A 12,550-nucleotide genomic window follows, 5' to 3' on the forward strand; every position below is an offset into this window, starting at 1 on the left:
CGCTACCCCGATCCGGCCGTGCGCGTGCTCGATCCGTCGTTCAACCAGTACCGGCTGATGCTGGCCTCGGTCGAGCGCCTCTACACGGGATGCCGCTGGTCGGAGGGGCCGGTCTGGTTCGGCGACGGGCGCTATCTCCTGTGGAGTGACATCCCGAACAACCGCGTGCTGCGCTGGGACGAGGAGACGGGCAGTGTCTCGATCTTCCGCAAGCCTTCGAACAACGCCAACGGCCACACGCGCGACCGCCGCGGCCGGCTGATCGCCTGCGAGCACGACGCCCGCCGCGTGGTGCGCTTCGAGTATGACGGCGCCATCACCGTGCTGGCCGACTCCTACAACGGCAAGCCGCTCAACTCGCCCAACGACGTGGTGGTGAAGTCCGACGGCTCGATCTGGTTCACCGATCCGACCTTCGGCATCCTGGGCTACTACGAAGGCCACAAGGAAGAGAGCCAGAACAAGCCCGCCGTCTATCGACTCGACGCGGCGACCGGCAAGCTCACGGTGATGGCGGACGACATTCCCGGCCCCAACGGCCTCGCCTTCTCGCCCGACGAGAAGAAGCTCTATGTAGTGGCCTCGCGCGCGGAGCCGCACCGCACGATCCTGTCCTATGACGTGTCGGCCGACGGCACGTCACTCGGCAAGGGCTCGGTGCTGATCGATGCCGGGCCGGGCGGCTCGCCCGACGGCTTCCGCGTCGATGTCGACGGCAACCTGTGGTGTGGCTGGGGCATGGGCTCGGACGATCTCGACGGCGTGCGCGTCTTCAATCCGGCCGGCACACCGATCGGGCATATCGACCTGCCCGAGCGCTGCGCCAACGTCTGCTTCGGCGGGCGGTACCGCAACCGCCTGTTCATGGCGGCCAGCCATTCTCTCTACGCCCTCTACGTCAACACGCAGGGCGCGCTGGGCGGCTGATCATGTCTGGAGTCGAGTCGAGCTATGCCTGGTGGCGCCTCGCCGCCAGCGTGACCCTGAGCACGGTCGGCGGCATCGGCATGTGGTGCCTCGTCGTGGCGCTGCCGTCGATCCAGCAGGATCTCGGCATCACGCGCGCCGACATTTCGTTCGCCTATACGATGAACACGCTGGGCTTTTTTGCCGGCGGCGTCACCTGGGGCAAGCTGGTCGACAAACGCGGCATCGTGCTCACAGCGATCCTGAGCGCCACGGGCCTCGCCATCGGCTTTGCGACCGCGCCTTTCACCCCGTCGCTGCCGCTGTTTGCCGCCGTTCAGGTACTGATCGGCTTCAGCGCTGCGGCGACCTTCGCGCCCTTGGTCGCCGACATCTCGCACTGGTTCGACAAGCGCCGCGGCATCGCCGTCGCCATCGCGGCCTCCGGCAACTATCTCGCCGGCGCGATCTGGCCATCGATCATCCAGATCATGATCGCCGACCATGGCTGGCGGGCGACCTACTGGGCGGCCGGCGCGCTGTGCTTCGTGGCCATGATCCCGCTGGCACTGACCCTGCGCCGCAAGCCGCCGCAGGAGCAGGCGGCGGGTCCCGGGGGAACGGGCCTCGCTGCGGTGCATTCGCCGCGTTCGCTGGGCCTGTCGCCCAACGGCCTCCAGGCCGTTCTCATTGTCGCCGGCATCGGCTGCTGCGTCGCCATGTCGATGCCTCAGGTCCATATCGTCGCCTACTGCGCCGACCTGGGCTATGGCGTGGCGCGCGGCGCGGAGATGCTGTCGCTGATGCTGGGCTTCGGCATCGTGAGCCGGATCGCCTCGGGCTGGATCGCCGACCGGGTCGGCGGCGTGAAGACACTGCTGCTGGGCTCGACGCTCCAGTGCGTGGCACTGGTCTTCTATCTACTCGACGATTCGGTGAACTCGCTGTACCTCGCCTCGGCGCTGTTCGGCCTGTTCCAGGGCGGCATCGTGCCGTCCTACGCCATCATCGTGCGTGAATATTTCCCGCCGAAGGAAGCCGGCTTCCGGGTCGGCCTCGCCATCTCCTCCACCCTGATCGGCATGGCGCTGGGCGGCTGGATGGGCGGGGTGCTGTTCGACATGACCGGCTCCTATCGCGCGGCCTTCATCAACGGCATCGCCTGGAACCTGCTGAACGGAGCGGTGGCCTGGTGGCTGCTGTTCCGCCAGACCCGCCGCAACGTCTACGCCTGAAGGACACGATCATGCGCATCGTCGCCATCCGCGACATCGTCTCGCCCATCCGCTCCAACATCGCCAACGCCTATATCGACTTCAGCCAGATGACCGCCTCGGTCGTGGCCGTGGTCACCGACGTGATGGTCGACGGCAAACCGGTGGTTGGGTTCGGTTTCAATTCCAACGGCCGCTATGCGCAGCATGGACTGCTCGGCGAGCGCTTCATTCCGCGCCTCAGCCAGGCCAAGCCCGACTCCCTCCTCGATGCCGAGGGGCTGATCGATCCCGCGCAATGCTGGACGGCGATGATGGCCAACGAGAAGCCCGGCGGCCACGGCGAGCGCTCCGTCGCCGTCGGCGTTCTCGACATGGCGATCTGGGATGCCGTCGCCAAGGCCAAGCGCGTGCCGCTCTGGAAGCTGCTGGCCGACCGCTACAATGGCGGCCAGGCAGACGAGAAGGCGTGGGTCTATGCCGCTGGCGGCTACTACTATCCGGGCAAGGGGCTGGATGGGCTCAAGGACGAGATGAAGCACTATCTCGGGCTCGGCTACTCCTGCGTGAAGATGAAGGTCGGCGGCGTGCCGCTGGCCGAGGACCTGAAGCGCATCGAAGCGGTGCTGGAGATCGTCGGCGCCGGCGAGCGCCTGGCCGTGGACGTCAACGGCAAGTTCGACCTCACGACGGCGATCGCGTTCGGCCGCGCCATCAAGGATTTCGGCCTGCGCTGGTACGAGGAGCCGCTCGACCCGCTCGACTATCTGGCGCACGCCGCCCTCGCCACCGAGTACGCTCCGCCGCTCGCCACGGGCGAGAACCTGTTCTCGATGCAGGACGCGCGGAACCTGATCCGCCACGGTGGGCTGCGGCCTGACCGCGACATCCTTCAGTACGACCCCGCGCTTTCCTATGGTCTGGTCGAATACCTGCGCACGATCGAGATGCTGAAGGCGCACGGCTGGTCACCCCGGCGTTGCGTGCCGCACGGCGGCCACCAGTTCGCGCTGAACATCGCCGTCGGCCTGCAATGCGGCGGCAACGAATCCTATCCGCAGGTATTCGCGCCGTTCGGCGGCTTCGCCGACGACTGCGCCGTGGTCGACGGCCGCGTGTCGATGCCCGACGCGCCGGGCATCGGCTTCGAGCGCAAGGCCGACCTGTGGGCGGTGATGAAGGAGATCGCCTGAGGGCGACCCGTTCGTCCCGTCAGCCGCGCCAGTTTTCCCAGCTGGCGTTGCCGTGCGGCTGATACCTGTCGTCCTGCGGGATGCCCGACTTTCCGCACCCCGCAAGAGCGCCAGCCACGGCGAAGACCAAGAGCAATGCGATCGTCCTGAAGAGCGTTGTCATGCCGTCGACATGACATCCGCTTACGACGGTTTCAACAAACCAGACTTCACAAGTGCGCTAACGCCGACCTCCTGGTCCTTCATGTAGGCTGCGAACTCCTCCATCGTCGAGGGACGCGGCACGGCGCCGAGCTCGGCGAGCTTCGCGGCAATCCCGGGATCCTTCAGCGCCTTGACTACCGCGCCGTTCAGCGTCTCGAGGATGGGCTTGGGCGTCTCGACGCGTGCCAGCACGCCGGCCGTCGTTCCGCCGTCGAACGGCTTGCTGCCGATGTCAGTGAGGGACGGCATGTCCGGCAACTGCGCGACGCGATCGGGACTCATCGCCAACAGGCCCTTCAGCTTGCCCGACTTGATGTGCGGCAGCGATGTCGTGAGCTGGTCCATGTAGAGGTCGATCTGCCCCGCCATCAGGTCGGTAAGACCGGGGCCCGAACCCTTGTACGGGATGATGTTGAATTTCACGCCCTCGTTCACTTCGAGGCGCAGGATGGCGATGTGGTTGGTCGTGCCGTTGCCGGCATGGCCGATGCTGACCGTGCCGGGCTTGGCCTTCGCCTCGGCGAGGGCGGCGCGAATGTCGGCGAAGCGCCCGCCGGCCTTGCCAACCAGAATCATCGGCACGGTCGACAGCAGGCTGATCGGCGCGAACATCGGCACCAGCGACGGCTTGCCCGCGAGATAGGGCGAGACGTACAGCACGCTGAAGCTGCCCATGACGACCGTGTAGCCGTCGGCCGGCGCATTCGCCGCGGCCTCGGCGCCCACGAGACCGCCGGCGCCCGGCCGGTTGTCGACGATGACCTGCTGGCCGAGATTGCGGCTCATGCCCTCGCCGACCAGCCGGGACGTCAGGTCGTAGTTGCCGCCGGCCGCGAAGGGCGCGATCCAGCGAATGGGCCTGCTGGGAAAATTCTGCGCTCGCGCGGGCGCCCCCGCAGTGGCCGCCGCTGTCAGCGCGAGGCCAGCCCCGAGCATGTTCCGTCGTGATATGTTCATTCAAAGTCCTCCCAATCCCCTCAGACAGATTGCAATTTCTCCCGACGAGCGCCACATCGGAGTGGCCCCATTGATCGCGGAGAGAAATTACGGATGCCGGAGCAGCACACCCCGCTCATCGCCACTATTGCCGCGGGTCTGATGCTCGCTTTCGTTTTCGGATTGATCGCCCAGAGACTGCGGATTCAGCCGCTCGTCGGCTACCTGCTCGCCGGCGTCATGGTCGGCCCCTACACGCCGGGCTTCACGGCCGATCCCGCCCTCGCCACGGAACTCGCGGAGATCGGCGTCATCCTGCTGATGTTCGGTGTCGGCCTGCACTTCTCGTTGAAGGACCTGCTCTCGGTGGCGAAGATCGCCATCCCCGGCGCGGTCGGCCAGATCGCCGTCGCGACTCTCATGGGTGCCGGCCTCTCCTGGGCGCTCGGCTGGCCGCCGCTCGCCGGCTTCGTCTTTGGACTTGCCCTCTCGGTGGCCAGTACCGTCGTCCTGATCCGCGCGCTGCAGGACCGTCACATCCTCGAGACACATCGTGGCCGCATCGCCGTCGGCTGGCTGGTGGTCGAAGACCTCGCGATGGTCCTGGCCCTCGTCCTCCTGCCGGCGCTGGCCCTGGCGACGGCGGACAACGGCGTACCCGCCACCCGCATCCTGTTCTCGCTGCTCGTCGTATTGGCCAAGGTCTCGATCTTCGTGGCGATCATGCTGATCATCGGGCGCCGGCTCATTCCGTGGCTGATGCACCACACCGCGCATACCGGATCGCGTGAATTGTTCCGGCTCGCCGTCTACGCCGTCGCGCTCGGCGTCGCCTACGGCGCACACTACTTTTTTGACGTCTCCTTCGCGCTCGGCGCCTTCTTCGCCGGCATGGTCCTGGGCGAGAGCGATCTCAGCCAGCGTGCGGCCGAGGAGGCCATCCCGCTGCGCGACGCCTTCGCGGTGCTGTTCTTCGTCTCGGTCGGCATGCTGCTCAACCCGGCGGTGTTCGTCGACGCGCCGCTGGCCGTGGTCGCCACCATCGCGATCATCATCGTCGGCAAATCGGCCGCCGCCTACCTGATCGTCCGCGCCTTCGGCCACAGCCGGTCGACCGCCTTCACCGTCTCGGCGAGCCTCGCGCAGATCGGCGAATTTTCCTTCATCCTGATCGGGATCGGCATCGGCCTGAACATGGTGCCGAAAGAGGCGCGCGACCTCATCCTGGCCGGGGCCATCGTGTCGATCATGCTGAACCCGTTCGTCTTCACGCTGCTCGAGCGCCCGGGCTCCGGCAAGGAGGCCGCGCCGGCCAACACGCCCGACGAGCCGGTCACCGATCTGGCGCCGACGACCCTGACGGGCCATGACATCGTGATCGGCTACGGCCGCGTGGGCGCCCTCGTCGGCGCCGGCCTGAAAGCGGACGGCGGCAAGATGATCGTCGTCGAGGCCAGCGACGCCGGCATCGCCCGGGCGCGCAGTGACGGTGCCGAGGTGTTTAACGGCAACGCCGCCGAACCGGCGATCATCGCCGCGATCAATCTCGCCGGCGCGCGGCGGCTCTACATCACAATCCCTGAAGTCTTCGAAGCCGGTCAGATCGTCCAGCAGGCCCGCGCCGCCAACCCCGCGATCGACATCCTGGCCCGCGCCCATTCGGCCGGCGCGGTCGAGCATCTGGACAAGCTCGGCGCCAATCTGGTCGTCTCGGGCGAGACGGAAATCGCGCACCGCATGCTGGAGCGCGGGCGGCGCGACACCTCGGCGGCGTCGGCCTGAGCCACGCAGTCTGCCGGCCTGAGGGACCACCATGAGGCAGGCGGCGGCCCTCCACGGCCAGGAGCGGGGTGTGATAAGAGACGGCTTCCCCTATGGCGCTCGGGCGGCACCCGCCACCCGAGCCGTTCGAGAGCGCGATGTCCCTGTTTCTGTCTCGGTGCCTTGCCTGCCTGCTATGCCTCGCCGTCGCAGCGCCCGCCTTTGCCCAGGGCCAGATGCCGACGGTGCTCGACTGCACCGGCGCCTTCGCCCGCAACGCCGACGAAGGCACCTTGGCGCGGGTGTTCGGTGCCGCGAATGTCGAACGGGCCGACATCTCTGTCGGTGAAGGCAACACCGAGCCCGGGACCGCCATCTTCGCGAAGGATCCCGAGAAGCGGATCGACATCCTCTGGCACGACAATTATGCGCGGCCCAACGTCGTCATTATCCGCAACGGCTCGACCTGGCCGGTTGCCGTCACAGGTCTCGACAAGCCGGTCGTGGCCGGTGCGACGCTGGCCGAGATCGAGACGATGAACGGCAAACCCTTCACCCTGACGGGATTCGGCTGGGACCAGGGGGGTTATTCCAACGGCTGGGACGGCGGCCGCCTCGACAAGCCGGTTGGCGGCTGCAACCTTTCGCTGCGCTTCGATCCACCCAAGGACGCACCGGGCGATGCGCTCGACAAGGTGAACGGCGACGTCGAATTCCTGTCGACCGACAGTGCCATGCGGCAGGTGAAGCCGGTCGTCATCGAGATCGAACTCGGCTGGCCGCAGTAGCGGCTAGACGTAGACTGCTTTCATCTGCGCTTCGGGATAGCGCGTGCCGGCGGGGCCGCCGGGCGGCAGCGCCGAAGACAAGTGAGCCACCTCGTCCGCCGACAGGTTCACCGCGACCGCGCCGACATTCTCGTCGACGCGCGCAGCCTGCTTGGTGCCGGGGATCGGCACGATGTCCGGTCCCTGCGCCAGCAGCCAGGCCAGCGCCACCTGGCCCGGCGTGCAATTCTTCACCCGGGCCACCGCTTCGATCTCCGACACAAGCTCGAGATTGCGCGCGAGATTGTCCGCCGCGAAGCGCGGATGGCGGCCACGATTGTCGCCGTCGGGAATGTCGGAGGGCTGGCGCACCGCGCCGGTCAGCAGGCTGCGGCCGAGCGGCGAATAGGCCACGAAGGAGATGCCGAGCGCGCGCGTCGTCTCCAGCGTCTCCTCGGCGTCACGGCGATAGAGCAGCGAGTATTCGCTCTGGACGGCGGCGATCGGGTGCACCTTGTGCGCCCGCCGGATCGTCTCGGGGCTGGCTTCGCTAAGGCCCAGCGCGCGCACCTTGCCGGCCTTCACCAGTTCGGCCATGGCGCCGACCGTATCCTCGATCGGCACCGAGGGATCGACGCGGTGCTGGTAGTAGAGGTCGATCACCTCGACGCGCAGCCGCTGCAGGCTCGCCTCGCACGCCGCCCTCACATGGGCAGGGCTGCCGTCCACGCCGTTCAGCCCGCCCGGCCGCTGGATCTGGCCGAACTTGGTGGCCAGTACGACCTTGTCGCGTATGCCGCCGGCCAGCGCCTGGCCGAGCAGCGTCTCGTTGTGTCCCCAGCCGTACATGTCGGAACTGTCGAAGAAGGTAACCCCACGCTCGATCGCGTGATGGATCAGGCGGACCGCAGCGGCATCGTCGCTCTTGCCATAGGCCCCGGACAACGACATGCAGCCGAGGCCGATCGGGAAGACGTCGATGCCGCTCCTGCCGAGCGAGCGGACGGAGACGTTGGTCTTGGTCATGCAGTCCTTCCTCCGGAGATGTCACCCGCCAGGACGCGCTGCGTGCCGGCCTCCATCTTCTGCTTGGGGCCGCGGCCGGCGAGCCGACTGGCTTTACGCCTCAGTCTAGCGTCCCCGAAGTGAATCTGCGAAGCTCGATGACCATCGCCGCGATGGTCGTGTGGGAGAGAAAGAGCGTGTCAGCGCTGCGTTGGTGGGAGCCGTTGCGGCAGATTACGGTCGCTGCCGTGACCGGCCGGAGGCCGGACTCGCCGAAGCTCCTCCTGCAGCTGGCCATCGCATTCTGCGTCGTCGTCGGCGCCTACGACGTTCTGACGATCATCCTGTTCCTCGCAGGCGGGCCCTATATCGGACCGCAACGCTGGGTCCTGTTCCCCGACTTCATCGTCTATCACGCGGCCGGCCGTGCCGTCCTCGAGGGCAAGCTCGGGGCTATCTACAATCTCGCGTCCTTCTCCGATTACCTGAACCTGAACTACGCCGAATACTTCAACCGGAAGCTCATCGACTTCCGCCCCTTCATGTATCCGCCGCCGTGGATCCTCATGACCCTGCCACTCGCATTGCCCGGTGTGGCGATGGGTTACGGCCTCTTCATGGCCAGCACCGGGGTCATGGCAACGCTCCTGATCGGCCGCGCCAACTTCTGGATCTGCATCGCGGCGCTGACGTCGCCGGCCGCTCTGTGGACGATGATCGCCGGCCAGAACGCTTTCCTGAACGTCGGGCTGTTCTACGGCGGGATGCGCCTCCTCGACCGGTCCCCGATGATCGCGGGCATCCTGCTGGGCCTGCTTTCCTACAAGCCGCAGCTCTTCGTCCTCATTCCCGTCGCGCTGCTGGCCGCGCGCCGGTGGCGGGCTCTGTGGTGGGCGATCGGCACAGCGGCCGGCATGGCCCTGGCCAGCCTGCTCGTGTTCGGTCCGGCCTTCTGGATCCAGTTCCTCGAGATGGCGCGGGAGTCGTCGACATCGCAGTTCACTGAGCAGATGTACCGCCATGTCGCGACCTTCATGACGACGATCCAGGCCGCAGGACGCCTCCTCGGCGTCCCGCCCGCACTCGCGACCGGCGCCCAACTGGCCGGTGCGCTCGCCGCGCTGGTCACGGTCTGGCGCGCCTTCAGCCGCCATCCACTCGGCGATGAAACCACCGCGGTCCTGGCGGCCGGCACGCTCCTCGTATCGCCTTACCTCATCAACTACGACCTGCTGCTGGTGATGCCGGCAGCGCTCATGGTCTTTCGCCGTCGCGTCGGGTCGGATCTCCATCCGGGCGAACTGCTCTTCTATGCCGGACTGTGGGTGATCCCCAACCTCGGCATCCGGCTCAACGCGAAGGGCATTCCCGTGACGCCGCTCTTCGTCGCGGGCCTGCTCTTCCTCGCCTGGCAGGCGCTGAAGCAGCGCGCCGCCGGCGAGCCGGGCTCGATCAATGGCCGCGTCACTGGCCCTTGAAAACCGGCGGGCGCTTCTCGGCGAAGGCCCGGCGCGCTTCCCTGGCGTCTTCGGAGCCGTTCAGGATACCCCCGGCATTCGAGGTGAGGACCATGGTGGTCTCGAGCGTGCTGTCGAGGGCCGCGCGCATGATGCGCTTGCCGACCCATTGCACGAGTGGTGGTACCTTGATGATGCGGTCACACAGGGCCCGCGTCGTCTCCTCGAGCTTGTCCGATGCGACGAGGTGGTTGAGCATGCCCCAGTCGTAGGCGCGCTGGGCGTCGAGTTCGCCGGTGTAGGCGAATTCCAGCGCGCGGCCGAGGCCGACCATCTTCGGCAAATAGTAAGAGCCTCCGTTCTCGATGATCTGTCCGGCATTGTGGTAGCCGATGAAGCGCGTCTTCTCGCAGCCGATGCGGATGTCGCAGTGAAGCGCCATGTCCATCCCCGAACCGACCGCGGGTCCGTTGATCATGGCGATGGTCGGCTTGCGGATCAGCGAGATGTCGCGGTGGAGCTTGGTGAAGCCGTGATAGAAGTGCTGGCGCGCGGCATCGGGCCCCGCATGCGAGCCGCGGTTACCGGGGAACTCCTCGCCCGTCACCTCCGGCGGCAACTTCGAACGCAGGTCGGCACCGGCGCAGAAGACGCGGCCGACGCCGGTGAGCACGATCACGCGGATCTTCGGATCATCGTCGCCGGCACGCATGTATTCGCCGACCTTGGCGACCGTGCCGTTCTCCTCCGCCGTCCCGACGAGCGCGTTGAGCCGGTCCGGGCGGTTGAACCTGATCCAGAGGATCCCGTTCTCCTCGGGTTCGTAGGAAAGGTAATCGACGAGCTTCGGCGCCATGCGTGTTTCCTCCACTGCTGATTCGGCGGAGGCGGAGTATCGGCCGGTGCAAGGCCCCCGTCATGGGGGGCGTTTCGCAGGGCCCCTAGGCAGCTTCCTCCAGCGACGAGCAGATGCCGCTCACGCGGGTCTGGCGCATGTAGCGGCGGTGGCGGTCGGCGTCGTAGCCGCTGCCGGCATGCAGCAGGCAGCGATTGTCCCAGAGGACGACTTCGCCCGGCTGCCAGGCGTGATGGTAGACATGCTCGGGCTGGATCGCCTCGTCGGTCAGCGCGTCGATCAGCGCGCGACCCGCGGCGCGGTCCATGCCCTCGATCTCGCGGACGTGGCTGCCGAGGAACAGGTTCTTCGCCCCTGTCGCCGGATTGGTCCGCACCAGCCGTTGGCGCACCGGCGGCAGCGACGCAGCGAGTTCGGGTGAAACGGCATCGGGGGCGACCTTCGAACGCGAATAGACGTAGTCGTGTATCGCGATCAGCGGCTCGAGTTCGGCCTTTCGCTCCGGCGAGAGGCGTTCGTAGGCGGCGCGCAGGGATACGAACATCGTGATACCACCCTCGGACGGCGTCTCGTAGGCACACATGATCGAGAGGAAGGCCGGCACCGGTTTGAACGAGGCATCGGAGTGCCACATGTTGTTTCCGGTCAGGAAGATGGTCTTCTTGTGCGAGTTGCCCAGTACCGTGCCGTCCTGCTGGACGTTCCCGATGGTGCCGAAATACTCGGTCTTGCCGACGCTGGTATGGCTGGGCTCCGGACTGCCGAGCTGGCGCGTGAGGGCGAGCTGACGATCGTCATCCATCGCCTGGTCGGGGAAGCAGACGAACGAGTAGCGATCGACCGCCGCGTTGATCTCCGCGACGAGGTCGGGCGCGAGCGGCTGGCTCACATCGACGCCGCGGATGCGGACGCCGAACTCGGGATGGAGTTCTTCGTAACGAAGCTGGGGCATGGTGGGCGACCCTCCGGGATACCGTCGCTCGCAGTCTTTCCGATTTGCGGCGAGCGGACCAGCCCGGACCGCACCCTCAATCCCGCAGGTCGAGCTTTCCTCTCGAGCGGCGACTCGCTCGTCCTGCGCCCGGCGAAGCCGGTGTACAGTAAGCCGTCACCCCGGAAGCGAGACGCGTGAAGATCCTCTTTGCCATCAACCAGCTCTCCGAATTCGTCGGCGGTTCCCTCGTGCCGGTCGAGGTCGCGGAATATCTCCACGGGATGGGCCATGCCTGCACCATTGCGGCAAATCATGTCGACGAGCCGCTTGCGACCCTGGTGACCCGGCAGGGCATTGTCGTAACCGACGAAATCCCGGCGTTGAATGCGTTCGATTTCGATCTCGTCTGGCTCCAGAATCACACGGCGCCGCTGTTGCGCTACGAACTCGTCGATGGATCGCGCGAGCGCACGCTCTTCGTGTTCGCGCATCTGTCGGGGCTGACGTTTCACGAGAATCCCGGCCTGGTTTTCGAGCCGTTGCTCGCCGATGTGACCATCGCCAACTCCGAAAACCTCAAACGGCACCTGACGCAACTCGACGTTCCACCCGACGGCATCGTCTTGTATCCCAACCCGGCACCCGCAGGATTCTGGCGCATCGACCCGGCCGCGGAACCGGCGCAAACGCCGACGACGGTGCAACTGATCTCGAATCACGCACCGCCGGAAATCATCGACGCTCTCGCTCTGTGCATCCAGCGCGGCATCGATACAGCTCACATCGGACAGGCGGGCACGTACGTCAGGGTCACGCCCGAGATGCTCGGCGCCGGCAGTGCCGTCGTCTCCGTCGGCAAGAGCGTCCAGTATGCCGTCGCCAGAGGCATTCCCCCTTATATCTATGATCGGTGGGGAGGGCCGGGCTATCTGACCGTCGAGAACTTCGAGCGGGCCGCCAGCGCCAATTTCTCCGGACGCTGCTGCTTTCGAAAGATCGACGCCCAACAGATTGCGGAGGAAATCGTCGAGGGATTCCCGGCAGCTTGCCGCTTCCTCGCCGGCTTGTCTCCCGGCCTCCTTCGGCGCTACCGGATGGAGCCGTATATCGACCAGCTTCTCTCGAGGATCGACTCTGCGCCGCCGAACGCCGCGCGGCTGGAGACACTGATCCAGAAAGCCTCCTGGTTGAGCCGCGAAAGGTTCATGGCCCTTGGCATCCGTGACCACTTCAGGGGGCACAAGGCGGGGAACGCAAAGATCAGGCAGATGCGCCGTGAGACCAGGAAGCTGAAGCGAAGGCTGCAACCCGGCTGAG

Annotated in this window: 11 protein-coding genes; 7 read left to right on the top strand and 4 right to left on the bottom strand. The window is 66.6% G+C overall.

Features of this window, described 5'->3' with window-relative positions; translation table 11 throughout:
- From Q0Q48_RS26220 to Q0Q48_RS26230, 3 genes are all read left to right on the top strand, one after another.
- The coding region (locus Q0Q48_RS26220; protein WP_295144905.1) for an SMP-30/gluconolactonase/LRE family protein at positions 1 to 927 on the top strand (927 nt) is incomplete at its 5' end.
- 2 nt (positions 928 to 929) lie between these two features.
- Positions 930 to 2,141, top strand: coding sequence for an MFS transporter (locus Q0Q48_RS26225; protein WP_295144908.1), 1,212 nt, complete (start codon positions 930 to 932; stop codon positions 2,139 to 2,141).
- Positions 2,142 to 2,152: 11 nt separating this feature from the next.
- Positions 2,153 to 3,313: a mandelate racemase/muconate lactonizing enzyme family protein gene (locus Q0Q48_RS26230; protein ID WP_295144910.1), complete on the top strand. Its 1,161-nt coding sequence runs from the start codon at positions 2,153 to 2,155 to the stop codon at positions 3,311 to 3,313.
- Positions 3,314 to 3,496: 183 nt separating this feature from the next.
- Here the strand turns inward: Q0Q48_RS26230 and Q0Q48_RS26235 are convergent, their stop codons facing one another.
- Complete coding sequence (locus Q0Q48_RS26235; protein WP_295144913.1) at positions 3,497 to 4,474, bottom strand: tripartite tricarboxylate transporter substrate binding protein; 978 nt, start codon at positions 4,472 to 4,474, stop codon at positions 3,497 to 3,499.
- Positions 4,475 to 4,567: 93 nt separating this feature from the next.
- Between Q0Q48_RS26235 and ybaL the strand changes: the two genes are divergently transcribed.
- On the top strand, positions 4,568 to 6,235 hold the full coding sequence (ybaL, locus tag Q0Q48_RS26240) for a YbaL family putative K(+) efflux transporter (protein WP_295144914.1): 1,668 nt from the start codon (positions 4,568 to 4,570) through the stop codon (positions 6,233 to 6,235).
- Positions 6,236 to 6,372: 137 nt separating this feature from the next.
- Positions 6,373 to 7,002 carry a hypothetical protein gene (locus Q0Q48_RS26245; protein WP_295144916.1) on the top strand — a complete coding sequence of 210 codons (630 nt, stop codon included), beginning with the start codon at positions 6,373 to 6,375 and terminating at the stop codon, positions 7,000 to 7,002.
- Between the two features lie 3 nt (positions 7,003 to 7,005).
- Here the strand turns inward: Q0Q48_RS26245 and Q0Q48_RS26250 are convergent, their stop codons facing one another.
- Positions 7,006 to 8,007 carry an aldo/keto reductase gene (locus Q0Q48_RS26250; protein WP_295144919.1) on the bottom strand — a complete coding sequence of 334 codons (1,002 nt, stop codon included), beginning with the start codon at positions 8,005 to 8,007 and terminating at the stop codon, positions 7,006 to 7,008.
- 176 nt (positions 8,008 to 8,183) lie between these two features.
- Between Q0Q48_RS26250 and Q0Q48_RS26255 the strand changes: the two genes are divergently transcribed.
- Positions 8,184 to 9,464 carry a glycosyltransferase family 87 protein gene (locus Q0Q48_RS26255; RefSeq protein WP_295144922.1) on the top strand — a complete coding sequence of 427 codons (1,281 nt, stop codon included), beginning with the start codon at positions 8,184 to 8,186 and terminating at the stop codon, positions 9,462 to 9,464.
- Here the strand turns inward: Q0Q48_RS26255 and Q0Q48_RS26260 are convergent.
- Together Q0Q48_RS26260 and Q0Q48_RS26265 are read right to left on the bottom strand one after the other, a co-directional pair.
- Positions 9,451 to 10,299, bottom strand: coding sequence for an enoyl-CoA hydratase-related protein (locus Q0Q48_RS26260; protein WP_295144924.1), 849 nt, complete (start codon positions 10,297 to 10,299; stop codon positions 9,451 to 9,453). The genes Q0Q48_RS26255 and Q0Q48_RS26260 overlap by 14 nt on opposite strands.
- 85 nt (positions 10,300 to 10,384) lie before the next feature.
- Complete coding sequence (locus tag Q0Q48_RS26265; RefSeq protein WP_295144926.1) at positions 10,385 to 11,251, bottom strand: TauD/TfdA family dioxygenase; 867 nt, start codon at positions 11,249 to 11,251, stop codon at positions 10,385 to 10,387.
- Between the two features lie 176 nt (positions 11,252 to 11,427).
- On the opposite strand from Q0Q48_RS26265, the gene Q0Q48_RS26270 reads away from it, so the two are divergent.
- Positions 11,428 to 12,549: a hypothetical protein gene (locus Q0Q48_RS26270; protein ID WP_295144929.1), complete on the top strand. Its 1,122-nt coding sequence runs from the start codon at positions 11,428 to 11,430 to the stop codon at positions 12,547 to 12,549.
- Position 12,550 lies beyond the last annotated feature (1 nt).

The sequence above is a fragment of the uncultured Reyranella sp. genome (assembly GCF_945957355.1).
Lineage (GTDB): Bacteria > Pseudomonadota > Alphaproteobacteria > Reyranellales > Reyranellaceae > Reyranella.